This is a genomic window from Paraburkholderia phenazinium (assembly GCF_900141745.1).
GTDB lineage: Bacteria > Pseudomonadota > Gammaproteobacteria > Burkholderiales > Burkholderiaceae > Paraburkholderia > Paraburkholderia phenazinium_B.
The window spans coordinates 2,885,407-2,906,781 of the sequence record NZ_FSRM01000001.1; the positions used below are offsets into that span (position 1 = coordinate 2,885,407).

16 protein-coding genes are annotated in these 21,375 nt (G+C 62.8%); 3 read left to right on the forward strand and 13 right to left on the reverse strand.

Annotation, left to right across the window (positions count from 1 at the left end; genetic code table 11):
• Window positions 1-178 precede the first annotated feature (178 nt).
• Window positions 179-2,350 carry an NHL repeat-containing protein gene (locus BUS06_RS13050; protein ID WP_074266077.1) on the reverse strand — a complete coding sequence of 724 codons (2,172 nt, stop codon included), beginning with the start codon at window positions 2,348-2,350 and terminating at the stop codon, window positions 179-181.
• 340 nt (window positions 2,351-2,690) lie between these two features.
• Here BUS06_RS13050 and BUS06_RS13055 point away from each other — a divergent pair, with 340 nt between their 5' ends.
• The 3 genes from BUS06_RS13055 to gmd all read left to right on the forward strand — a co-directional run bounded on the left by BUS06_RS13055 (window position 2,691) and on the right by gmd (window position 5,624).
• Window positions 2,691-3,782 carry an acyltransferase family protein gene (locus BUS06_RS13055; RefSeq protein ID WP_074264632.1) on the forward strand — a complete coding sequence of 364 codons (1,092 nt, stop codon included), beginning with the start codon at window positions 2,691-2,693 and terminating at the stop codon, window positions 3,780-3,782.
• Window positions 3,783-3,865: 83 nt separating this feature from the next.
• On the forward strand, window positions 3,866-4,525 hold the full coding sequence (locus BUS06_RS13060; RefSeq protein WP_074266078.1) for an SGNH/GDSL hydrolase family protein: 660 nt from the start codon (window positions 3,866-3,868) through the stop codon (window positions 4,523-4,525).
• Window positions 4,526-4,580: 55 nt separating this feature from the next.
• Window positions 4,581-5,624, forward strand: a complete 1,044-nt coding sequence (gene gmd / locus BUS06_RS13065; protein ID WP_074264633.1) for a GDP-mannose 4,6-dehydratase — start codon at window positions 4,581-4,583, stop codon at window positions 5,622-5,624.
• A gap of 71 nt (window positions 5,625-5,695) precedes the next feature.
• On the opposite strand, the gene BUS06_RS13070 is transcribed toward gmd, so the two are convergent.
• The 12 genes from BUS06_RS13070 to BUS06_RS13125 form a co-directional block, all read right to left on the reverse strand.
• Window positions 5,696-6,721, reverse strand: a complete 1,026-nt coding sequence (locus BUS06_RS13070; RefSeq protein ID WP_074264634.1) for a glycosyltransferase — start codon at window positions 6,719-6,721, stop codon at window positions 5,696-5,698.
• Between the two features lie 15 nt (window positions 6,722-6,736).
• The gene (locus BUS06_RS13075) at window positions 6,737-7,747 is read right to left on the reverse strand and encodes a glycosyltransferase family 2 protein (protein ID WP_074264635.1); all 1,011 of its coding nucleotides are present in this window, start codon (window positions 7,745-7,747) and stop codon (window positions 6,737-6,739) included.
• Window positions 7,748-7,929: 182 nt separating this feature from the next.
• Window positions 7,930-9,846, reverse strand: a complete 1,917-nt coding sequence (locus tag BUS06_RS13080; protein ID WP_074264636.1) for an NHL repeat-containing protein — start codon at window positions 9,844-9,846, stop codon at window positions 7,930-7,932.
• Window positions 9,847-9,881: 35 nt separating this feature from the next.
• Window positions 9,882-11,048 carry a glycosyltransferase family 4 protein gene (locus BUS06_RS13085; RefSeq protein WP_074264637.1) on the reverse strand — a complete coding sequence of 389 codons (1,167 nt, stop codon included), beginning with the start codon at window positions 11,046-11,048 and terminating at the stop codon, window positions 9,882-9,884.
• Between the two features lie 56 nt (window positions 11,049-11,104).
• Window positions 11,105-12,304, reverse strand: a complete 1,200-nt coding sequence (locus tag BUS06_RS13090; RefSeq protein WP_074264638.1) for a glycosyltransferase family 4 protein — start codon at window positions 12,302-12,304, stop codon at window positions 11,105-11,107.
• Window positions 12,305-13,765, reverse strand: coding sequence for a glucose-6-phosphate isomerase (locus BUS06_RS13095; protein ID WP_074264639.1), 1,461 nt, complete (start codon window positions 13,763-13,765; stop codon window positions 12,305-12,307). It lies immediately after the preceding gene.
• A 3-nt stretch (window positions 13,766-13,768) separates the two neighbouring features.
• Window positions 13,769-14,923: a glycosyltransferase family 4 protein gene (locus tag BUS06_RS13100; protein ID WP_074264640.1), complete on the reverse strand. Its 1,155-nt coding sequence runs from the start codon at window positions 14,921-14,923 to the stop codon at window positions 13,769-13,771.
• Between the two features lie 95 nt (window positions 14,924-15,018).
• Window positions 15,019-15,945, reverse strand: coding sequence for a glycosyltransferase family 2 protein (locus BUS06_RS13105; RefSeq protein WP_074266079.1), 927 nt, complete (start codon window positions 15,943-15,945; stop codon window positions 15,019-15,021).
• A 17-nt stretch (window positions 15,946-15,962) separates the two neighbouring features.
• On the reverse strand, window positions 15,963-18,161 hold the full coding sequence (locus tag BUS06_RS13110) for a polysaccharide biosynthesis tyrosine autokinase (RefSeq protein ID WP_074264641.1): 2,199 nt from the start codon (window positions 18,159-18,161) through the stop codon (window positions 15,963-15,965).
• Window positions 18,162-18,267: 106 nt separating this feature from the next.
• A complete protein-coding gene (locus BUS06_RS13115; RefSeq protein ID WP_074264642.1) occupies window positions 18,268-19,446 on the reverse strand; it encodes a polysaccharide biosynthesis/export family protein in 1,179 nt (392 codons plus the stop codon).
• Complete coding sequence (locus BUS06_RS13120) at window positions 19,440-19,895, reverse strand: arsenate reductase/protein-tyrosine-phosphatase family protein (protein ID WP_074264643.1); 456 nt, start codon at window positions 19,893-19,895, stop codon at window positions 19,440-19,442. Before BUS06_RS13120 ends, BUS06_RS13115 begins: the two co-directional genes overlap by 7 nt.
• A gap of 22 nt (window positions 19,896-19,917) precedes the next feature.
• The gene (locus BUS06_RS13125) at window positions 19,918-21,375 is read right to left on the reverse strand and encodes a UDP-glucose dehydrogenase family protein (RefSeq protein ID WP_074264644.1); all 1,458 of its coding nucleotides are present in this window, start codon (window positions 21,373-21,375) and stop codon (window positions 19,918-19,920) included.

Below are 21,375 nucleotides of genomic sequence, written 5' to 3' on the forward strand. Positions count from 1 at the left end.
GTGCACCGCGATGCACGCGCCATAGAAAAGCCGCGCGATGCAAGCCCATGAAGTCTGCTTCGAGTAAAGCACGTTAAAAATGCGTGCCGTTCTCTATAAATCGACAGAAAAATAATTCGCCGCACGATGCATGTCATGCGTCGAAATGTGCGGCGCCGGAAAATAAATCAATCTGACATCAAGACGGCTTCCAGCGGTACATCATCACCTTGCCGCGCGCATCCTCTTCCACGAACACGAGGTATTCGCCGTTGCTGCGCCGGTAGGCGCTCACGCCGTTCGGCACGTCGACCCAGCCCGAGGCCTTGCCCACCTCGGGCCCCGGCCGGATCACGCCGACTTCCTTGCCGCTGTCCTTGTCGAACACATGCACGGCGCCTACCGGTTCGACCGCGAACACGTATTGCCCTTCCACGGTGAGCCCGATGATCGTTGCGACCGGTTTGGCATGCGTTTCCCATGGCAGCGTGATCGAGTAACGCAGGACCGGCTTGCCGCTCGACCAGTTGTCGTAGCGCACCAGCACGCGGCCCACCTCTTTCCAGAAGGACCGATCGACGGGCATGTCGGCCGTATAGCCGGTCACATAGAGCGAGTCGGTCTGCGGCACGTACACCGCGCGGCGCAGTTCGGTGAACGGCTGCGGTACCGGATAGGTGGTCATGTCCGAATAGGAGTAGACCGGATTGCCCTTCGCATCGAGGCCGCCGAAGTGCAGCCGGTCGATGCCCTTGACCACGCTCGTGCGCCAGATGTCGCCGTTGCTGTCGACCCACCAGCCCCAGCCGCCGACGAGTCGCGTGCCGCTCGTGTTCGGCGTGAACTCGTCACTGTCGAATTTGCCGTTACCGTTCGTGTCGCGCCACATCCATTCGCCGCCGGGCGGTGCGTTCGGCACGCCCGCGACGCCACGCTCGCGGCCCGCAATGAAGCCCGAAGGAATCGCCGTCTCGCCGTCGTGCGCAGCATCGAAGCGGTAAATCTTCAGATGGTCCGCATACATGTCGGTCAGATAAAGAAACGTATGTCCCTTCAGTTGCCGGGCGATCGGCAAACCCGGCCACATGTCGGTATGAAAGACCGGATCGTCCGGGTATTTGAAGCGATTCGACAGGAAGCCTACGTATTTCCAGTCCTGTCCCGCAGGCTTCGAAAGATCGAGTTGAAAGCGCTTGTTGCCGGTGTAGACGCTGTCCGGGCGCGCTGGGTCCATCCACGCGCCATCGACGAATAGCAGCCCCTGCACCTGCCAAAGCTGCTTGCCATCCGGCGCGTAACTTTCGAGCGTGGCGCCGAGGCCCGCGCCAAGCGGCGCGAAATGCGGGCCCATGCCGTTGGTGGACACATAAACGTTGCCGCGCGCGTCGACCCCGACGCCGGTCAGTCCGTTAAAGCGCTGTGGCCCGGGCTGTCCTGCCACACCTGCGAAGATGCCGCCGCGTTCGCCGAGCGTGCCCGATGCCACGTAACGCCCACCCTCCTTGCTGAAGAACAGCACCTGCTGACGCGGACCGTTGTCGGCGACGAGCACGCGGCCTTGTGCGTCGAGTGCGACGTCGACCGGCACCGAATCGGCCGGCAATGGCAGTGTGTCGGAGAGAAGCTGGCCGCTCGCCGAGTAGTGCGCCACGTGTGGCGTGGCATCGGTGAGCGCGCCGCTTATCACCCACAGCGTGCCGTCAGCTGCGAGCGCCATGTGCCCCGGCTCATGCACGGCCCACTGCGCTTTGCGTTGCATCGATTCGGCGTCGTAGACTTCGACGCGATTTTGCGTGGTGTTCGATACGTACAGCGTCGTGTCGTTGGCCGCGAGACCCTGGATGTCGGCCTTGGTGCCCGCGGGCACTTCGTTCACCACCAGAAAGCCTGCTGCCATTTGCGCGTGCGGGTCGGTCGCGCCATTGGGCAGCGTGGCCACCGGCTGAAACAGCGCGCTAAGCTTCGGATCTTCGATCTTGCGTCGCGAAATGCCGAACCACTGCTTGCCCTTTTGCGGCCAGATGCCCTGCCCGACCAGATGCCCCCTCTCGTTGCCAAGCGCAACAGCCATGAAGACATAATGCTGGTTCACCGCAATCGCATTACCGCCGCCTGCACCCCAGCCGTGCGTGCCGCCGGCGAATCCAAGCATCTTGCCGTTCTGATAGGTACTCGCCTCGGCGCCGCTCTCGTCCCATGGAGCGTTGGTGTAGACCTTGCCGTCCGGCGACACCGCGATCGCCGTGATATTGATCTGCGTCCACGTGCCGTCGCCAAAACCGAAGGTATTGCCGATCCAGGAGGTCTTCGCGTTCAGCACCGTTTCGGCTGAGGCAACGCAAGCTGCAAAAGAAAGCCAGACAACCAGCAGTTTCGCGAAGCTGAGACGAGCCAAGGTGTTCCTCCAGTCAAGGGTTACCGGGCCACATTACCTGCTAACCGCGCCGCGAAGAAATTCGAAAATAATTCAAAAATATTCACCGGAATGCGGTAAATAAAGGCAAATAAAGATTTGAACTTTTGAAAGCATCATTCTGGTTTTTCAATCCGCCGGTTCTTTTCATTCCCGTTTTTTCATCAATTTCTTTTCCTTAGAATGAATCCCACTTCCGTGGCCTGCGCCGTTCGCAGCTGAATCAGGCCGGCAACGCAATGCCCATGCCGCGAACGAGTTCGCCTCACGCCCACCCGATGCCCACCATGGACGGTTCATGACAGTTAGCACCCTGGCTGCCCCGCCTTCTCCTTCTCACTCGCGCCGCATCCTGCAGCTCGACGGCCTGCGCGCGATCGCCGTGCTGGCGGTGTTCGCGCAGCACGCGCTAAAGGCGCCGCTGTGGATGGGCGTCGATCTGTTTTTTGTCTTGAGCGGCTTTCTGATCACCGGCATCCTGCTGGATCGTAAGGCGCGCGGGCAATCGTATTTCGGCTATTTCTATGCTCGCCGCGCGCGCCGCATTCTGCCGCCGTATCTGCTGCTGATGGTGGCGTCCTCATTGCTGTTCGGCTTCGGCTGGGCGAAGCATTGGGAGTGGTACGCGTTCTTTGCCACCAACATCGGCGATGCGCTCGGCCAGAGCGGTCATGACAGCCTGAACGTGCTGTGGTCGCTCGCCGTCGAAGAGCAGTTCTACATTGTCTGGCCCTTCGTGATCCTGTTGCTGCCCGAACGCGCCCTTGCGTGGGTCGCCGCTGCGTTGATCGTTGCCGTGCCGGTGCTGCGTGCCGTGGCGACGCCGTGGTTCGATTCGTTCTGGCCGATCTATTACCTCACACCGTTCCGCATGGATCTGCTGGCGGCCGGCGCGCTGCTGGCGGTGGCCGTGCGGCGCAACCCCAACGCATTGCAACCGTTCCGGCCGCTCGCCATGCTCGGCTTCTTCGCTGCGCTGGCCGTGCTGGCGTGGCTACATATCCACTATCCGCGCTTTCGCGCCGAAAACACGCCGCTTTCGAATGCGGCGCTCTACAGCGTTTCGTTGGTCCTGTGCACATCGGTCGTTGTCATCGCCTTGCAAAGCCAGGGCATCGTCAAGCGCCTCCTGTGCAATCCGGTGCTGGTCTACATCGGTACGATCAGCTACACGATCTATCTGATCCACCTGAGCATCCTGTACACGCTGTGGCCATTGCATATGAGCCGTTATGTCACCGCCGCGCTTGCGCTGGCTATCACGCTCGCCTATGCCAGCGTGACGTGGTTCGCTTTCGAGCGGCGTCTGATTCATGGTCCGGCCTCTCGTGCGCAGCGCGCCGGGGCTACGTTGGGCAGCGCGTCGCGAGCGCCGCAGTCGCGCGCATGAAGTTCCTCGGCAAACTTCGCGGCGCCGCGGGCGCCCTGGCGATGGCTGCGGCATGCGGCCAGGCCAGTGCGGACGGAGCGCCGATGCAGCGCGCGAACGAGCCGCCTCGTGCCGGGACGTCTGCGCAGGTCGTGGTCGAAGCCTACGGCGATTCGACCACGCTCGGCATCTCCTGCAGCGAGGGTCATTGCTTCCCTCGCCCACAGAACGCGGTGGCTTATCTGCAGGATGCCTTGCATGCCAGCTTCGGCGAACGCGTGAGTGTCGTCAATCTCGGCGTGGGCGGCACGATGGCCTACCAGTTGCGCGACGGCATGGGCCGCGGCGTGCCGCCGTGGGCACAACGGCTTGCGGCGTCCAACGCGCAGATCGTCACGATCAACTACGGCATCAACGAGGTGATGCATAACCAGACGCCCGAACAGTTCTACGAAGCGGAAACCGCGCTGGTGAAAACCGCGCTCGCGCTTGGCAAAGAGCCTGTGTTGCAGACATCGAATCCGATGCCCGATGGCCGGCTCAATGCCCGCCTTGGTGCGATGGTGGCGATGACCCGCCGGGTCGCGGCCGAGCAGCACGTGCCGCTCGTCGATCAGTACGCGTACATCGAGGCGTTGCCGGGCTGGCAAACCATGATGTCCGACGGTGCGCATCCGAAGCCTGAGTTGTACCGGCTGAAAGCCGAACAGGACTTTCGCGTAGTCGATCCGCTGGTGCAGCGGTTACTGGCCGGCTCGTCGTAGCAGATAGCGCCATCACCTGATCTTCCGATTTTTTTAACTGCTTCCAGGGCGACCCATGAGCAACCAACGCAAAGCGATTATCACCGGCGTGTCCGGTCAGGACGGCGCGTATCTGACGAAACTGCTGCTCGACAAGGGCTATCAGGTCACCGGCACGTATCGGCGTACCAGTTCCGTCAATTTCTGGCGGATGAACGAGCTGGGCGTTTCCGGGCATCCTAACCTGCGGCTCGTCGAGCATGACCTGACCGACCTTGGGTCGACGCTGCGGCTGCTTGAAGAGGCGCAGGCCGATGAGCTTTATAACCTTGCTGCGCAGAGCTTTGTTGGGGTGTCGTTTGATCAGCCGGTTACTACGGCCGAGGTGACGGGTATCGGAGCGCTGAATCTGCTTGAGGGGCTTCGCATTCTGAGTCCGAAGACGCGCTACTACCAGGCCTCGACCTCCGAAATGTTCGGCAAGGTGCAGGCGGTGCCGCAGCGCGAAGACACGCCGTTTTACCCGCGTAGTCCTTATGGCGTCGCCAAGCTGTTTGCTCACTGGATGACGATCAATTATCGCGAGTCGTATGGGATTTTTGCCAGTAGCGGGATTCTGTTCAATCACGAGTCGCCGTTGCGTGGGCGCGAGTTCGTAACCCGGAAGATCACCGACACGGTGGCCAAGATCAAGCTTGGCAAGCAGGATTCGCTCGAGCTCGGCAATCTCGATGCCAAGCGGGATTGGGGATTTGCGCTCGAATACGTCGAGGGGATGTGGCGGATGCTGCAGGCCGATGAGCCCGATACTTTTGTGCTTGCGACCAATCGGACCGAGACTGTACGGGACTTCGTGAGAATGGCATTCGCGGCGGCCGGGTATCAGATCGAATGGTCTGGGAAGGAACAGAGGGAAGTCGGCATTGATGTCGCCACCGGCAAGACCCTCATTCGCGTGAATCCAAGATTTTATCGGCCTGCCGAAGTGGATCTTCTCATCGGGTGTGCGGACAAGGCCAAAGACAAGCTTGGGTGGGAACCGCAGACCGAACTCGAGCAGCTCTGCAAGATGATGGTGGCTGCCGATCTTACGCGCAACGAGGCGCATGAGACGTTTTAGCGTTGCTGCTTTTCGCTCACGCGGTGGTGTTTGAGGAGGCGCCGCGCGAGCTTTTGTTCAGCTTTAATCCTTCATTCGATGCTGACGTGAAAGACGGTCGCATGGACGTCCTTCAAAAAGGCCCGGTGCCCCAGACCTCCCTTAGGTACCGGCCGATAGGCTCCGGACGCGAGCAACTGGACGACGGTGCCCGCTCGACTGACCCGCGCCGTCGCAGCGCTGTAGAGATTGGCTCGGCGTAGCAGGCGCTCTCCAAGTTTCCGGTAGTAATCCGTTGCAATAGCGGCCCGCTGCCGAATCTGTGCGGGCGCTTCCTGCAACACGTGGCGCAGTTTGTCCGCTCGCGCCAGGGCCGACGTCCCCATCCTGCGATAGTGCGTCTGCCCAGCCGCCTTGGCCATGGCGACTTTCTCCCCCATGTCCCTGTCAGGCGAAATACCGCAGCTATTAGCGTCGTGTTGACGATAAAGCGCGAGCTGGTCCTCCAACGCCACCATTTTTCCCAACGACGTCGCGACAAACCAGGCCCATGTATCGTGCGACATCGGAAATCCTGGATCGACGGGATGCTCGGGCCGATCGTGCCAGTCGACGTACTCGTAGATGGAGCGTCGAACGACGGTCGACATGCCGAAAAGCACGTACCAGGGATTCGTCGTCAGCGGGTCGTAGACACCACGGTGCGACCAGTGGCTCGCGGTGTTGTCGGGGCGGACATTGAGATCGGCATCAACCACCTTCACGGCGTGAACCACCAGCATCACTTCAGGGTCCACGAACTCTTTGGCTACCCGCTCCAGCTTGTCGTCCGTCCATACGTCGTCCTGATCGCAGAACGCGATGAAATCGCCACGACATAGCGATATCGCCTTGAAGAAATTCTCGTGAAATCCCAAACGCTGTTCGTTGCGTACTATGCGGACCGGGAACGACACGCGGCGCGAAAACTCGACCACAATGTCGTGCGTTCCACTGTCCGGGCTGTCGTCGGTGATGACCAGCTCGAACGGGGGCAGCGTCTGCCGGGCGATACTGTCCAGCTGCTCACGGATAAAGCGCTCGCCTTTATAGGCCGCCATCGCAATCGAAATTTTCATGGCAGTCCGTGTCGATTAGAGAACCGTTTCCGTGCGCGATTCTTCGCGGGCGGACCGGGTCGTGGGCGCATCTGGCTGTCGCCCAGCGCGAGATGAGAGCATCGATCTGGAAATCAGCATCAGATGATAGTAGAGCCGCGCATTGAGGCCGTAGTTATACGCGGATAGATGCCTGAACGCGATTCGCAGTGCCTTGAACGGCGCGGCATTCTTCGCATAGACCGACACGACGATCGGTACGAGCCGGCGCAACGCGACAGTGCGGGCGGGTTCAACCTGGCGCTCAAGCGTCAGACTGCTGACGAACGCATAGGCGGAAACCGGTGCCGCATTGGTCGAACCGCGCGTGCTCGCCGAGATTGAAACGTCGGTCTTGCGGTAGTACGACACGTATTCGTTCAGGTAGTAGATCTGCTTCGCAGCCAGACAGAGTTCGACGCCGAAGACAAAGTCGCAGCACGTCCCGTACTGTTCCTTATAACTGACCCGCTTCACGAGTTCTGCGTTCGCGAGCCAGCCGTTGTTCGGGAACATCTGGATCAGACCCGTGCGGCCGGGCACTTTCTGCAGTCCCTCGGTGCTTTTCGTTCTGTGAAAATCAGCGTTGAGTTTTGCGCTGACCGCACCATCGACGTGCCCCGCGTGATCCACTTCGTACTGGTCGGCGAAGGCGACATCCAGACCGGGATGACTGTCCCATAGTGAAACCAGCCGCTCGACACCGTCTTCGGCAAGGTAATCGTCGTCGTGGATCAGCAGGATCTTGTCGCCGCTCGCGCGCGCGAACAGGCTGGCGACATTGCGCGCCTGGCCGAGCGACGGTTCGTTTTTCACGTAGCGAATGCGCGGGTCATGCTGGTATTGCGCTGCCATCAGCCGCTGGGTCCGGTCGTCCTTCGAATCGTCGCCAATCACGATCTCGATGTTGGCGTGCGTCTGCGCGAGGCACGAGTCGATGCATTGGACGATCAGCTCCGGGCGATTGCATGTCGGCAGGCAGATAGAAACTTTAAAAGGGCGCGTCATGGCTTCACCTTGATTATGAGCGGAGGCACAGCGGCCGGTTCGCTCTGCGTATGCGTTCACACACGGCGGGTATCTAGCAAAATAGGCTAAAAAAAACCTGAAAAATAGGCTCAATAAATCTAAAAACCTTAGGCAATCCGGGGAATGCGAGTTTCACAATGACATTCGCCCCGGCATACCGGTCAGGGCGTCCATCGGTGAACAATGATGCTGGAGGCGTTGTAGTTATCTTTCGTGACCACATACTCGCCCGAGGACGTGAGATAGGCTCTCAGCCCATACATTGAATCCACGTCGTTGCCGACGTACACCGCAGTTGGGTTCGCGTCGATCAGTGTCGTATCGAGGTGCCCTGTGGTCAGATTGAAGGCGTCGATGTTGGGTACGGTGTGCACGTAGCCGACGAAGAGATAGTTGCCGGCCGCTGTCATCGACTTTGGATTGACGCTGGTCAGGGTGATCACCGGGTTGGGCGTGGTGGTATTGCCGGCGCTCCAGCCGTGATACACCTCGATCCGCGATTGCATCGCCGTCCAGTCCGCGCTCCCGGGGATGCCCTGTGCGAGGATCATGGTGTCGCTATCCGCCAGGTAGATGATGCGCGTCAATGGCCGGATGCTCTCCGGAATGGAGATGGTGACGGCTGGCCCCCATGTCGGCTTTCCTTCACCATCGAAGCCGGTCAGCGGGTAGTGGTAAATGTGGTTCGTCCGGTCCAGACCGGCCCACACGTCTCCCCTGCTGTCGATGCAGAATCCGGCGGTCACCGCTAATGTCGTGTTGAACGCAGGACCGGGAAGCGCTGCGTCCGGTATGGCAATGTAGCCGTTCGCTGCGTTGAAATGAAAGAAGTAGAAGGCGGCGGGATTCTGGCCGGACGCCACGAGAATGCGATTTCCGCCGACGGTGACGAGTTGGCCGAAGTGTTCGTCGCGCTCCGTATCCTGCATGTTCAGGCGCGGATCGGACGGATAGTCGAACGGATCCACTGTGTTCGCAACGAAGGTGCCGCCAGCCGTGCCCGTGTAGATATTGGTGCCGCTATAGAAGTTGGCGCCATCCGTGGAGGGGTCCGGCGCAGCGACGCCTTCGAAGTTAAGCGACTGAAGCTTCCACTGCAGGTTGCCGGCACTGTTGTAGGCGTGAATGTCGGTGCCGCCGTTGCGCCCCATGTCCCAGCTTCCACCCCAGGGATTGTTGAGCACATAAAGATTGCCGGCCGAGTCTTTGCCGATGCCGACGATGCGGGTGAAACGCTTGTCGCCGACCTGACCTTTGACTCCCTGGGTCGCGTCGAGATAACCGCCCTGGATGCCGAACGTGCCGGCCAGTGTCGGCGTGCCCGAGATGTTGTAGAGCTTGATGTTCATGTCGGGCCCTTCGTCGCCCACCATGAGTTGCCCGGACGAAGCGTCGTAATACAGCGCCGACGGTTGCGAGCCGGCGGGCATCTGGATAGTGTTAAGCGGCGCGCCAGCCGGAGTGAATTCGACAATCGTGCCCGCGCTCTTCTGGGCTACCCAGATATTTCCTGCGCCATCCAACGCGAGCGCGCCGGGACTCGAGACGGCGATGTCACGCTGCAAGACGCCATCGGTGGTGTAGACCCGGACGCGATTGTCAAAAAAGTCGCTTGCATAGAGCAGCGAGCCCGCCGTTGCGAGTCCCGTAATGACATCGGCCTTGCTGACGGCATTCCACACGCTGACGTCAATAACAAGATCGCGTGTCTTGGTGATGCGGTTGTATCGTCCCACCGCAGCGCTGCCGTAAGGGGTACCGCCCTGCAACGCCGCAAAGATCGAGGTGGCATTGCCGGTAATCGCGCCCCCCTGAAAATCGTTGTGAAGGCCGATGGAACCGAGGCTGGCGCCGTTCTGGTAGATCGCCACGCCGCCCTCGTCCTCATCCCAGAACGAAGCGGTATAGATGACGCCTTCGGGTGCGACCCACATCGAGCGCGCGGTGTTACCCACATGGGTGGCATCGGTCCCATACGTATTCGCCAGCCAGTCGGTGGTGTATTGCGCCCAACACGCGGGCGCGATCACGACGAGCAGCAGACCAAGGAATACAGCATGGATTCGCTTCCAGACCATGTGGTGTTCTCCTGAGACCCAGCCTGGCCGAACCGTCAATGCGTCTCACCCGAAGCAATCGCCTCGCTATAGACCGCGGCCACCCGCTTCGCGATCACCGAGTTGTCGAAGTTGGCCCGCGCATAGTCCCGGCAGGCCTGCGCATCCGGCAGCTTCAGACTGCCATCGAGCGCGGCTCCCAGGCCTTCTGCAATCGCCTCTGCGCCAGTCGCCCGCAGCACCAGATTCGGCGACAACCCTGCTACGGCTTCCGGCAAGCCGCCTACCGGCGTCACCAGCACGGGTGTGCCGGAGGCGAGCGACTCCACCGTAATCAGTCCAAATCCCTCCAGCGCCACGGTCGGCACCACACTGATCGTGGCCGCGCGATACAGCGCCGCCAGATGCTGATCCGGCACGAAGCCGAGCAATTTGACGTTGTCGTCCAACCCGGCCTCGCTGATGCGCGTCTGCAACTCCTCCTGCAATCGCCCCTTCCCCGCGATCAGCAACAGCACGTCGGGCACCCGTTTCTTCAGTAGCTTCACTGCATCGATCAGATCCTCCAGCCCCATGCGCCGCACCAGACGGCGCACGGCCAGCACGATAGGACGGCCTTGCGGCAACTGCAGTTTCAGCCGCGCCTCACCCGGTGTGATCGGCAAATTGAACTGGTCCACATTCACGCAGCCCGGTACCACGCGCACCCGCTCCGGCGAAATTCCATAGCGCGACGTCAGGATCTTGCCGAAGGCGTCGGACAACACAATCAGACGCGACGAACGCGCATACACCGACTGTTCCAGATAACGCTTGGCGCGCTGGCCGAACGAGTCCGCTCCTTCGACGTGGCTCTCGTCCGCCCACGGCCCCTGGAAATGCGACACCTGCGGGATGCCCCGCGTCACATCGAGACCCGGAAAGGTATAGAGCGCAAAGTGCGAGGAAATCACGTCGGGGCGTTGCCGCGTAATCTCACGGCGCAAGGCGCGGCGTGCGGCCATCAGGCGCAGCGGCAACGATTGGGCCGCGGAGCCGAAACCCTGGATCGCGCCGTCCGTGTCCGCCGCGACGCGCGCCGAGCCGGCGACCACGCCACGCACCGCCACGCCGGCACCCGGCAATGCGCCCACCAGCGAGTAGTACATGCGGTCGAGTCCGCCCGCACGCTCCGGGAACCAGTGCATGCCGATCTGCAACGATTTGATGGAACTGGCTTTCATGACGGGCTCTCTCGTGTGGCGTGAAATTTCGGTTGAAGCAGTCGCGGTGGCGGCGTTCATTCGGCCACCTTGAAGTTGACCGGCTGGGATTCGCTCGCCGTGGTGGCTCGCTGGCGGTCTTCGCGCTGTCCCGCCAGTTGCCGGTACAGTGCGATGTACTGTGCCGCCATGCGCGCCCAGCCAAAGCCGGTCGCGAGCTCGTTGGCCGCGACACCCATCGCGCGGCGTACGTCGCTGGAATTCGCGAGCCGCGCAATGGCGCCGGCCAGGGCCTTCGGATCGTCCGGATCGTCGAGCACGATGCCGCACTCCGGCGTGATGATCTCCGCCCCGCCTGCCGTGCGCGCGGTGACGACCGGCAGGCCCGCTGCCATCGCTTCGAGCAGCGACAGGCTCATCGCTTCGTAGCGCGAAGGAAACACGAAGGCGTCGACCGAGTGCATCAGCACCGGCATCTCCTTCACCAGCCCGAGGAAATGCACCCGGTCGGCCACGCCAAGCGCGCGTGCCTGTTCCGGGTAAGGACTGCCTGGCAGGTAACCGGCTACCGCGATATGCACGTCGGGCGGTAAATGACGCAAGGCCTCGAGCACCGTGCCGAGATTCTTGCGCGGGGTGCGCAGATCGCCCACGAACAGAAGCAGAAACGCGTCGCCCGGAAGATTGAACTTCGCGCGGTCGCCGTGGGCGGCAGCAAAGCCCTGAGTATCGACGCCGTTATAGATCACGTCGACGCGGTTGCGCGGCGTCAACCCGATCGCGCGGATCTCGTCGGCCACCTTTTGCGACACTGCCGTAATCACCCGCGAGCGGCGATATGCCCAGCGCTCGAGCGTCGCATTGACCCGCGTATAGACGAACTGATACGCAGACCACACCCCTTTCGTCAGCCCGAACGGGTAGTACTTGCTGCCGAACCAGCCGCTATGCACGAAGTGTGCGGTGTTCACGTCGGCGGGCACCCACGTGATGAAGCCGTTGACGTGCAGCACATCGTATTCGCTACGGTGCGTGCGCAGCCACAGCGCGCTCCTGAAGGCGAATACCTGTTGGCGCAACAGATTGGTCGGCCACCAGCGGCCGATTTTCACCGGCACCCAGCGCACGTTCGGATGCGCGAGCAAGTCAGGGGCGACGTGCGAGGCGACGAGTGTGACGGCGATATTCTCGTCGAGGGCCGCGCGCGCGATCTCATGATTGACGCGACCCTGGCCGTCGTTATGGCGCACGACATGCGTGACAATGGCGACTCTCAATCAGGTGCCTCCGTGGAGAATGAGCTCTCGCATGCGCTGCTGCTTTTGCCAGTGCGCGGCGGAGAGGATCGAAAAAAGACTGATGAAAAGCAGCAGGCCGCCCGTGCCGACCAGCGAATTGGTGAACACCAGCATCGCGAAGATCGCGAGCGAGAGACTCACCGAAGAGGACACGAATTTGTCGTCGCGCATCTTGAACGAGGCCAGCAACGCTCGCACCATCAGCCACAGGATGCCGGAGAGGTATAGCAGCGTGCCTGGCCAGCCCAGCACGAACGGGATGTTCATCACGCCGCTATCGAAGTTGCCGTATTGGCCAAGCTGGCCACCATCGTTCGAGAGCTTCGTCGACGTGCCGGTTGCGCCCATGCCTTCGCCCGAAACGTCGGTGAACGCCTTCTGCGCAAAGGTCGCGTAGAACTGGTTACGCGCCGCATAGCTCTGGTCGTCCTTGAGATTCACGATACTGTTCAGGCGCGTCTGCATCCGCTCGGCCACCGGGCCCACTACCAGCAAGGGCACACACAGGCCGGCAAGCACGATCGCACTGCCGACGATGCGCACGCGTACCCGGTTGTTCGATTTGACCAGCTGGACCAGCATGGCGACCACCCAGCCGCCCCACGTCGAACGCACGAGGCTCAAAGCGAAGGCAAAGAAGCCCAGCACGGCGGCAATCCAGCGCACGCGGTGATTCGCGGCCATCACGTAGACCATCGCGCCCATCATGGCGAACGCAAACGGACCCGACGAGTTCATCGTGCTGAAGACGCGCACACCCATCGGTACGGGGTCGCCTTGCGAGTTCATCTGCGAGCCGAGCATCCAGAGCGCGTCCCACGGCGGCATGATGACGAACTGCACCAGTCCGTAGCCGCCCATCACCAGCATGCCCCAGATGAAGGTGTTGACGATGGTGTCGCGAAACGCCGGATAGTTGCGCGTATTCGCCATGATGTGAAAGCCGATCAGGAGCGGATAGAGCCAGTTGGCGAGGTCATAGATCGCCGCGAGCGGCCCGCTCGAGACAACGCCGACCATGAACGCGTAGGCGAGCCCGGCCAGAATCAGCAGCACCGGCAAGCCGCGCCGCTGCGCAAGCAGCGGGTAGTGGCGAATCAGCCCTATGCCGCTGATCATCGTCACTGCGAGCGGCGCAATCTGGATCAGGCTGGTGGGCGTAAAGCCGCCCTTCGACCAGTCGGCGAGACGCCGCACTTCGGGACTGAGGAACCACAGCCACCACATGAAGCCGACATAACGCGCAGGACTTCTGAAGTACAGCCACAGCCCCGTCATGGTGGCGAGCACCGGAAAGGCAAGCGTCAGCAGCGAGCCCTGGTGCGCCGCCACCAGTAGCGCGGTAATGAACCACAGCAGCGCGGGCGGCCCCCACTCCATCGGGTCGCTCTTGAGGCGGCGGACGGCGCCGCTTGCGGCGGCACGCGTGATCGTTGACATCGGTTAGAGGCCTCCGCGGGACTGGCCCGATGTCCGCACCTCGGTTCGCACTTCGGCACGCGCCTCCGGACGGCCGTGTGGCGCCACACGCCGGCGCAGCAGGTCTTCGGTGATCCGCACATGTTGCATGGCGAAATGGCGCGTCGTCAGGTCGCGCGACAGCAGTTGCTCTGCAGCCGCCTGGGCCTGGCGCAATGCTTCGGATGGCGAAGCAACCAGCCGGTCAACCGCCTCGCGCATGGCTTGCGAATCGAACGGCGGCACGTACGACGCAGCCTGATGTGAGAAGTAGTCCTCGAGCGCGCCTACGCCGGTGACCACCATCGGCTTGCCGAGCGCCGCAGCTTCGAGCATCACGGTAATACCCGAGGCGTGCGAGTTCGGCCGCAGCGGCACCAGCACCAGATCGGCCCAGTCGTACAGCTCGCGTGCTTTCTTCAGCCCTGCGGCAGGCGCGATATCCACATTCGGTGCGTGCAGCTTTGCCGGAATCTTGCGTCGCGTGGCGAGCCTGACGTGGTAGCGCGGATCGTTGCCGAACGCCTTGATGAGCGTTTCCCAGTCGCGATCGCGGTCGTTGCCGATGGCGGCAATCCGCACCGGCGTATGGGCCTGCCATTCGGCCGGCGATTGCACCGGAAAGTCGTCGGTATTCAGACCGTAGTACACATGGGTCGCTGCGCGCCCGAGGTAGCGCTGGCAGAGCTCGGCGTTTTCGCTTGCGAGCGTCGTCAGCACGTCAGCGCGCGCAATCAGCTTGCGATACAGCCAGCGCCGCAGCATGCCGTAGCCGGGCCACTTGTCGAGCAGCCACACGCTTTGTGCCAGCAACAGCGGCGGCGCGTTGCGGCGCCCGCTCAGCAGCAGCACCAGGGCAACCGACAGATACTCGTGCTCCGTATGCGTCCAGATCACATCCGAGCGCAGGATCTCGGCGCGATTGCGCCACGTGTGGATCAGATCGAAGCCGAGCACGGCCTTGAGGCCGCGGCGCAGCAGCCGCACCGGCGCGCTTTCGCGCGCATCCTGCGAATAGGTCAGCGCGAACTCGTCGGATTCGGCGTGGTGATAGCCATACAGGCAGCCGATATTCTCGCCCTTGCGATAGAAGCGCGGATCGGCGCCGTAAAACAGATGCACGTTGACTTTTGTGCTCATTCAGACTCCGGTCTGCAGAGTGACGCGGGGTGAAAAGGCCTCGGCGCAAACGGCCCGCCACTGTGGCAACCGATGGGCGAACGCATCGCGACGCTTCACGAGGCCGTCGCGCGGCGCGCTTCGTTTGCGCCCGTGCGCACCGCACGCCAGCGCGAGAGCCGCGTGCGGCCTTGCTTCGAGAGCAGTGCGAGCACTACGTGGGCGAAGCCGGGATAGACCCTGGTGCCCACCAGCGTGTACCACCACCAGGCGGCCTCGCGCCGCAGCGGCGGCAACTGGTCGCGCAGGATCAGATGCAGGTTGTAGGCGGCGTTGCGCACGGCCATCATGGTCTGCGCGTCGCGGCGGTCTTCGTCGAAACGCTCGGCGGGGTAATGATCGACCGCTACGCGCGGGTCGTACACGAGCTTCCAGCCGGCATGCTTCACGCTCATGCTGAACGCCATGTCGTTATGCGTCTGCGCGCCGGCGCCGCGCAGACGCGCGTCGAAGCGGATATGGCTGATCGCTGCGCGCCGGTAGCTCATGTTGGCGCCCTTGAGCAAATCGACTTCGCGGGCGCCGCCCACGCCCAGATGGTGGTTGCCGATGATCTTGCCCGACGGCAGAACCTTGCCGACCAGCGGCCGTTCGCCGTCGAGAATGCGACCCTTTTCGTGCACCCAGTCACGTCCACCGAGCGCACCCAGGCGTGAATCGCTCCCGAACGCGGCGGCGATCCGCTCGACCCAGTCGGGTCGCGGCGCGGCATCGTCGTCGGTGATGGCAACCACGTCGCCGCTTGCCACGTCGAGGCCACGATTGAGCGCGGCGACCTGTCCCGGCGTTTCGACCAGTGCCACTGAAAGCGGCAGCCTACCCTTGACCGCCGGATCGCGCAGGCAAGTGTGCGTCGCGATGTCGTCGGGACGGGCCACGACGACCACCTCGTCCGGGGCGCGCGACTGGCGCTGCAGCGCTTCGAGGCAGCGCGTCAGATCGGCTGGCCGGCGAAAGGTGGGAACCAGTACCGTTACTTTCATCGCGTCATGCTCCATTGTTAAGCGCTGAGGTATTCCTGCACCGCCGCGTAGCCACGGTCGTAGCCACCGCGTGCGCGTTGCGGCATCGCGTTGAAAATGCCGCCCTGCACGTGCACGCCGGCTGCCTTCAGCCGCTTGAGGGAATCGGCGATCTCGGCTTCGCTATGCACCCCTGAGCGAAGCACGAAGAACGTCGAGCCTGCATATCCGCCGATAATCGACGCGTCGGTCACCGCCAGCACCGGCGGCGTATCGATCAGGATCACGTCGTAACGCTTGGCAAGACCTTCGAGGTATTGCGGCAGGCGCGGCGACATCAGCAGTTCCGACGGATTCGGCGGACGATGGCCGCACGAGATGAAGCTGAGGCCTTCGATGTCGGTGGCGCGAATCGCTTCTTCCAGCGAGATCTGTCCGCTCAGCAGCTCGGACAGCCCGTTGACCTGCGCACCGCCCACATAGCGCTCGAGCGCGCCACGCCGCATGTCGCCGTCGATCATCAGCACACGCTTGCCCGAATGCGCGAGCAGCACCGCGAGGTTGACGGTCAGAAAGCTCTTGCCGACTCCAGGCATCGGCCCGGTGAGCATGACGATGCGGTTGCGCGCATCCATCATCGTGAACTGCATGGAGGTGCGGAGGCTGCGCAGGCTTTCAATGCACACGTCCTTGGGCCGCGCATCGGCCAGTACCGAGCTGAGCCGGTTGCCGCCGCGCACGACGGAATGCTCCAGCACGGCCTGCTCCGCGGAGAGCGGCACGAGCCCGAAGATCGGCAGATGGAACATGCGCTCGACGCGCTCCGGATCGTCGATGCCCTTGAACATATTGCGGCGCAGGAACACGAAGCCGGTCCCGACGATCAGGCCGAGAATCACGGCCGCCGACAGGATCATCGCCTTCTTGGGCTTGACCGGCGTGCCCGGGCGCAATGCCAGATCGACGATATGCACGTTGCCGCCCGTGCCGGCCCGCTGCACCGACAACTCCTGAATCCGGTTGAGCAACAGCACGTAGATGTCTTCAGCCACCTTGGCGTCGCGCTGCAACTGCACGGCCTTCACTTCGGTGGCCGGAAGATTGCGGAAGCGATCGCTGTATTTGTCGCGCTGCGCTTCGAGGTCGGCCATCTGTTCGCGCGCAGCCTTGATGAGCGGATGCTCGTCGCCATAGCGTTCCTCGAGCGAGGCGATCTGCAGGCGCTGGGCGGCGACCTGCTGTTCGTACTGGATACTGCCCTCCAGATAGACCTTCGCCTCATCGCTCGCATTGATCGAGCCGGACTCGCGCTGATACGCGGTGAGAGCCGCTTCCGCGCGTTCGAGGTCGCTCTTCAGCCGCGGCTCCTCGCTCTTGAGGAATTCGAGCATCTTGGTCGCATCGGTTTGCTTCGCGGCGATGTGCTCGCGCAGATACGACTCGGCGAGTGCATTGGCAATGAACGCCGCATGCGCCGGGTCCTTGTCTTCCAGCGAAATCTCGATCACGCCGGTCTGCTTGCCCTGCTCCTCGACCTTGATCGCCGACTGGAACCCGGTGATGGCATCGAGCTCATTGGCGCGCACCACCGTGAATTCAGTGCCTGGCCGCGCGACCAGCTTGTTGACGAGAATCGTCACGCCGCCGCCCTGCTCCGTCTGGCCCGTCTCGCCGCGCAGCAACAGCTTGCCGTTCGGGTCGCGCAGCTCGTACGACGTAGGGGACAGCACGGTCATCACCATCTTCTTGCCTTCGAGCGACGGGTCGACCTCGACCGAATCGACCTCGGCCTGTTCGCCGCCCCACGCGTAGTTGTCAAGACCCAGCCACGGACGGGCCGGCACACCAGGCGTGGCGAAGTGCGCCGCAAGACTGCCGAGAAACGGAAAGGTCCTCGGCGCGACCGAGAAGTCCAGTTTGCCGTCGCGAACCACCGGGCCGACCACGCCACGGCTCTGGATCATCGCGATCTCGGCGTCGGTGGGCAGCGAGGTCTGGCCGCTCGAAATCATCGCGCCCGTCTGCGTCTGCGTGAGGGCCTGCGAGTTGTTGTCGGACTCCTCCACCCGCACGTACGCGTCGGCCTTGTAGGTCGGCTTGGCAAGGAAGCAGTAGACGCCGGCCATTGCAACGATCGTCATCGCGATGGCAAGCAGCCACCAGATGTCGTCGAGAATCACCTGCAATAGTTGACCGAGGACGACGTCCTCTTCTTCGGTCTTGGCCGGCGGGGCCATATACGGATTCAGTTGAGTGCTCACAATTCCATCCCGGTTGGGTCGCCTCGGACCCTGCGCTGTGCACGGGTTCGCATCACGCAGGATCTTCGGCAGTTTCAGGCGACTAGTTCGTCAGTTCCTTGATATAGAACACCGACTGGATCGCCGGCAACACCTGCTGGATGACGCGGTTGAAAGTCGTCGAAGCCGCCGTGCCGACGTAGACCACATCCAGCGGCTGCAGCTGGAACTTGGACGACAGCATGATGGCGTTGGGTTGGGTCATATCGAGGCGATAGACTTCCGGCGTGGTCGGATGGTCCTTCATGCCGCGCATCACGTAGATCTGGCGCGGGTTCGCGTCGGTGTCGAGAATCCCGGTGGCCTGGGTGAGCGCATCGGCAATCGTCAGGCGGCCTCGTAACATCGACACGGCCTGCGGCGCCTTGACCTCGCCCATCACGAATACACGGCTATCCACGCGGTCCGGCACATTCACGATGTCGCCGGCCTGCAGCATCACGTTCTGCCGCACGTCGCCGCGGTCGAGCACGCTATCGGCGTCGAGCACGTAGAGCTTGTTGTTGCGGGTCAGACGCACGCGCTGGATATCCGCAATCGAGGTGCTGCCGCCCGAGCGCGTAATCGCGTCGAGCAGCGTGAGCGGAACGTCGCTGATCGCGAGCGGCCCGGGCGTCTTCACTTCGCCGGTCACCTGGACCTTCTGGCTGCGGAACGACAGCACCCGCACATCCACCTGCGGATTGCGGATGTACGGCACCAGACGCACCGCCAGTTCGTTGCGGATGTCGCCCACCGTCTTGCCGGCCGCCTGCACGCGTCCGACGAACGGGAAGTAGATCGTGCCGTCCGGCGCAACGGTCTGGCCGTACGGGTCGGCCTGGCCCGGCAACGCCGTCGTATACGGCTGCTGCACGGCGCCTGCGAGTGTCTGCGTGGTGTTGTCGCCGGTCGACAGCGTGCTGCCGCTCGGCGTCGTCAATTCAGGGTGATCCCACACCGTGATGCCCAGGATATCCTGCGGCGCCACGTGGTAGACGTATTGAGACGGGTCGGTGTACCGGCTGGGCGGCAACGGGCGCTGCTGCGCCGCTGCCTGCTGCGCCTGGGTCTGGGCATCGACCAGATCGCCGTCGATCAGATGGACCTGATACGTCTGGGCCGGCTTGTTCGACGAATCCTCTTTCAGGCTCGAAGTGTCGAGGTAATTGCCAGGTGCGGTAGCGCAGGCCGACAGAAAAACCGTCAGCAAAAGAGCAACAGTAAAATTTCGATTCAGCATATTTTGTTTAGCCATCCCATGACCAACTGTTCGATGAGCACGAGGCTCGCGCGATATTCGTTTTCCGCCCTGCCATAGGGGTCGACGACGTCGGCTTCCGTGCCGAGCGGAAAGACCTTGCCGCGCGCATCCGGCTCGAGTTTCTCGACGTCCTTGACCTGACGGTGTTCGGTGACGAGGATCAGGTCCGCGTCGCGCACGATCTGGCGGTCGATGCGCCGCGACTGATGCATGCCCGGCGTCACGCCGCGCTCGGCGAGCAGGCGCCGCATCATCGGGTCCATGCCCCAGCCGTCGACCGCGCGAATGCCCGCCGAATGAAAGCGGATTGCCCGCCGTGCCTGCCCTTCGGCCTCCACGGCGCTGCGTTGCCGCGCCCTGAAAAGCCATTCGGCCGCAGGCGAGCGGCAGACGTTGGCATGACAGACAATCAATACGTTGGCTAACATAGGCGGACTCCTTCGCTGGAGGTCACTGCGTGGCGGCGGCACCGGCGGACCGGGCTGCGCGATTGTCGTGATGCGGATGATTCAGGCCGTGTGCAGCCGGCGTGTGCCCGGCGCCCTGCGCGTGCTGGCGGCCAATCGCGTGATACTCGACGCCGAGTTCCTGCATCGCCTCCGGCTCGTACAGGTTGCGGCCGTCGAAAATCAGCGGTGTTTTCAGGTGCTGTTTGAGACTGCCGAAATCAGGACTCTTGAAGACCTTCCATTCCGTCAGGATCACGAGCGCATCGGCGCCGCGCGCCACGTCCATCTCTTCGCTTTCGAAGGTAAGCCGCGCGTGTTGTTGCGGGACATGCTGCAGATCGAGCGCGAACACGCGCTTCGCTTCGTCTACCGCGACGGGGTCGTAGGCTTTGACGCGGGCCCCGCGTTTGAGCAGTTCGGCGATCAGCGGACGGCTCGGTGCTTCGCGCATGTCGTCGGTATTGGGTTTGAACGCGAGACCCCATACGCCAAACGTGCGGCCCGACAGATCGTCGCCCAGGCGCGCCACGATCTTGTGCGCGAGAATCTTCTTCTGCGTTTCGTTGACCGCTTCCACGGCTTCCAGAATGCGCAGGCCCTGGTCATGCTCGATCGAGGTCTTGATGAGCGCCTGCACGTCCTTCGGGAAGCACGAGCCGCCATAGCCGCAACCGGCATACAGGAAGTCGTAGCCGATACGCGGGTCTGAACCGATGCCGCGGCGCACGGCTTCGATATCCGCGCCCACGCGGTCGGCCAGGTTCGCCAGTTCGTTCATGAACGAGATGCGCGTGGCCAGCATGGCGTTGGCGGCGTACTTGGTGAACTCGGCCGAGCGCACGTCCATGTACAGCGTGCGTTCGCGGTTGCGGTTGAACGGCGCATAGAGGCGCTTCATCAGCTCGCGGGCCTTTTCGCCCGGCACGTCTTCGTCGCAGCCGAGCACGATGCGGTCGGGGCGCGTGAAGTCTTCGACGGCGGCGCCCTCTTTCAGGAACTCCGGGTTCGATACCACCGAGAACATGTGGTGCGCGCCGCGTGCCGCCAGTTCTTCGGCGATCACATTGCGTACCCGCACGGCGGTGCCGACCGGCACGGTCGACTTGTCGACGATCACCTTGAAGCCGGTCATGTGGCGGCCGATATTGCGCGCTGCCGCCAGCACGTATTGCAGATCGGCCGAGCCGTCTTCGTCGGAGGGCGTGCCCACCGCGATGAACTGGATGTCGCCGTGCGCCACCGCTGCGGCGATGTCGGTCGAGAACGTCAGGCGCCCGGCCTTGCGGTTGCGCGCGATGATCTCCTGCAGGCCCGGCTCGTGGATCGGTACGCCGCCATTGTTCAGCACGTCGATCTTGCGCTGGTCGAGGTCGAGACAGAACACGTCGTTGCCGATGTCGGCAAGACACGCGCCCGTCACGAGACCCACATAGCCGCTACCAATGATCGTCACGTTCAT

What these genes read in the sequence shown, in the direction of transcription:
- BUS06_RS13105 (WP_074266079.1), bottom strand. Translation starts at nt 15,945, where the DNA reads ATGAAAGTAACGGTACTGGTTCCCACCTTTCGCCGGCCAGCCGATCTG.
- BUS06_RS13100 (WP_074264640.1), bottom strand. Translation starts at nt 14,923, where the DNA reads ATGAGCACAAAAGTCAACGTGCATCTGTTTTACGGCGCCGATCCGCGC.
- BUS06_RS13115 (WP_074264642.1), bottom strand. Translation starts at nt 19,446, where the DNA reads ATGCTGAATCGAAATTTTACTGTTGCTCTTTTGCTGACGGTTTTTCTG.
- BUS06_RS13120 (WP_074264643.1), bottom strand. Translation starts at nt 19,895, where the DNA reads ATGTTAGCCAACGTATTGATTGTCTGTCATGCCAACGTCTGCCGCTCG.
- BUS06_RS13070 (WP_074264634.1), bottom strand. Translation starts at nt 6,721, where the DNA reads ATGAAAATTTCGATTGCGATGGCGGCCTATAAAGGCGAGCGCTTTATC.
- BUS06_RS13125 (WP_074264644.1), bottom strand. Translation starts at nt 21,375, where the DNA reads ATGAACGTGACGATCATTGGTAGCGGCTATGTGGGTCTCGTGACGGGC.
- gmd (WP_074264633.1), top strand. Translation starts at nt 4,581, where the DNA reads ATGAGCAACCAACGCAAAGCGATTATCACCGGCGTGTCCGGTCAGGAC.
- BUS06_RS13060 (WP_074266078.1), top strand. Translation starts at nt 3,866, where the DNA reads ATGCAGCGCGCGAACGAGCCGCCTCGTGCCGGGACGTCTGCGCAGGTC.
- BUS06_RS13080 (WP_074264636.1), bottom strand. Translation starts at nt 9,846, where the DNA reads ATGGTCTGGAAGCGAATCCATGCTGTATTCCTTGGTCTGCTGCTCGTC.
- BUS06_RS13110 (WP_074264641.1), bottom strand. Translation starts at nt 18,161, where the DNA reads ATGGCCCCGCCGGCCAAGACCGAAGAAGAGGACGTCGTCCTCGGTCAA.
- BUS06_RS13055 (WP_074264632.1), top strand. Translation starts at nt 2,691, where the DNA reads ATGACAGTTAGCACCCTGGCTGCCCCGCCTTCTCCTTCTCACTCGCGC.
- BUS06_RS13095 (WP_074264639.1), bottom strand. Translation starts at nt 13,765, where the DNA reads ATGTCAACGATCACGCGTGCCGCCGCAAGCGGCGCCGTCCGCCGCCTC.
- BUS06_RS13085 (WP_074264637.1), bottom strand. Translation starts at nt 11,048, where the DNA reads ATGAAAGCCAGTTCCATCAAATCGTTGCAGATCGGCATGCACTGGTTC.
- BUS06_RS13075 (WP_074264635.1), bottom strand. Translation starts at nt 7,747, where the DNA reads ATGACGCGCCCTTTTAAAGTTTCTATCTGCCTGCCGACATGCAATCGC.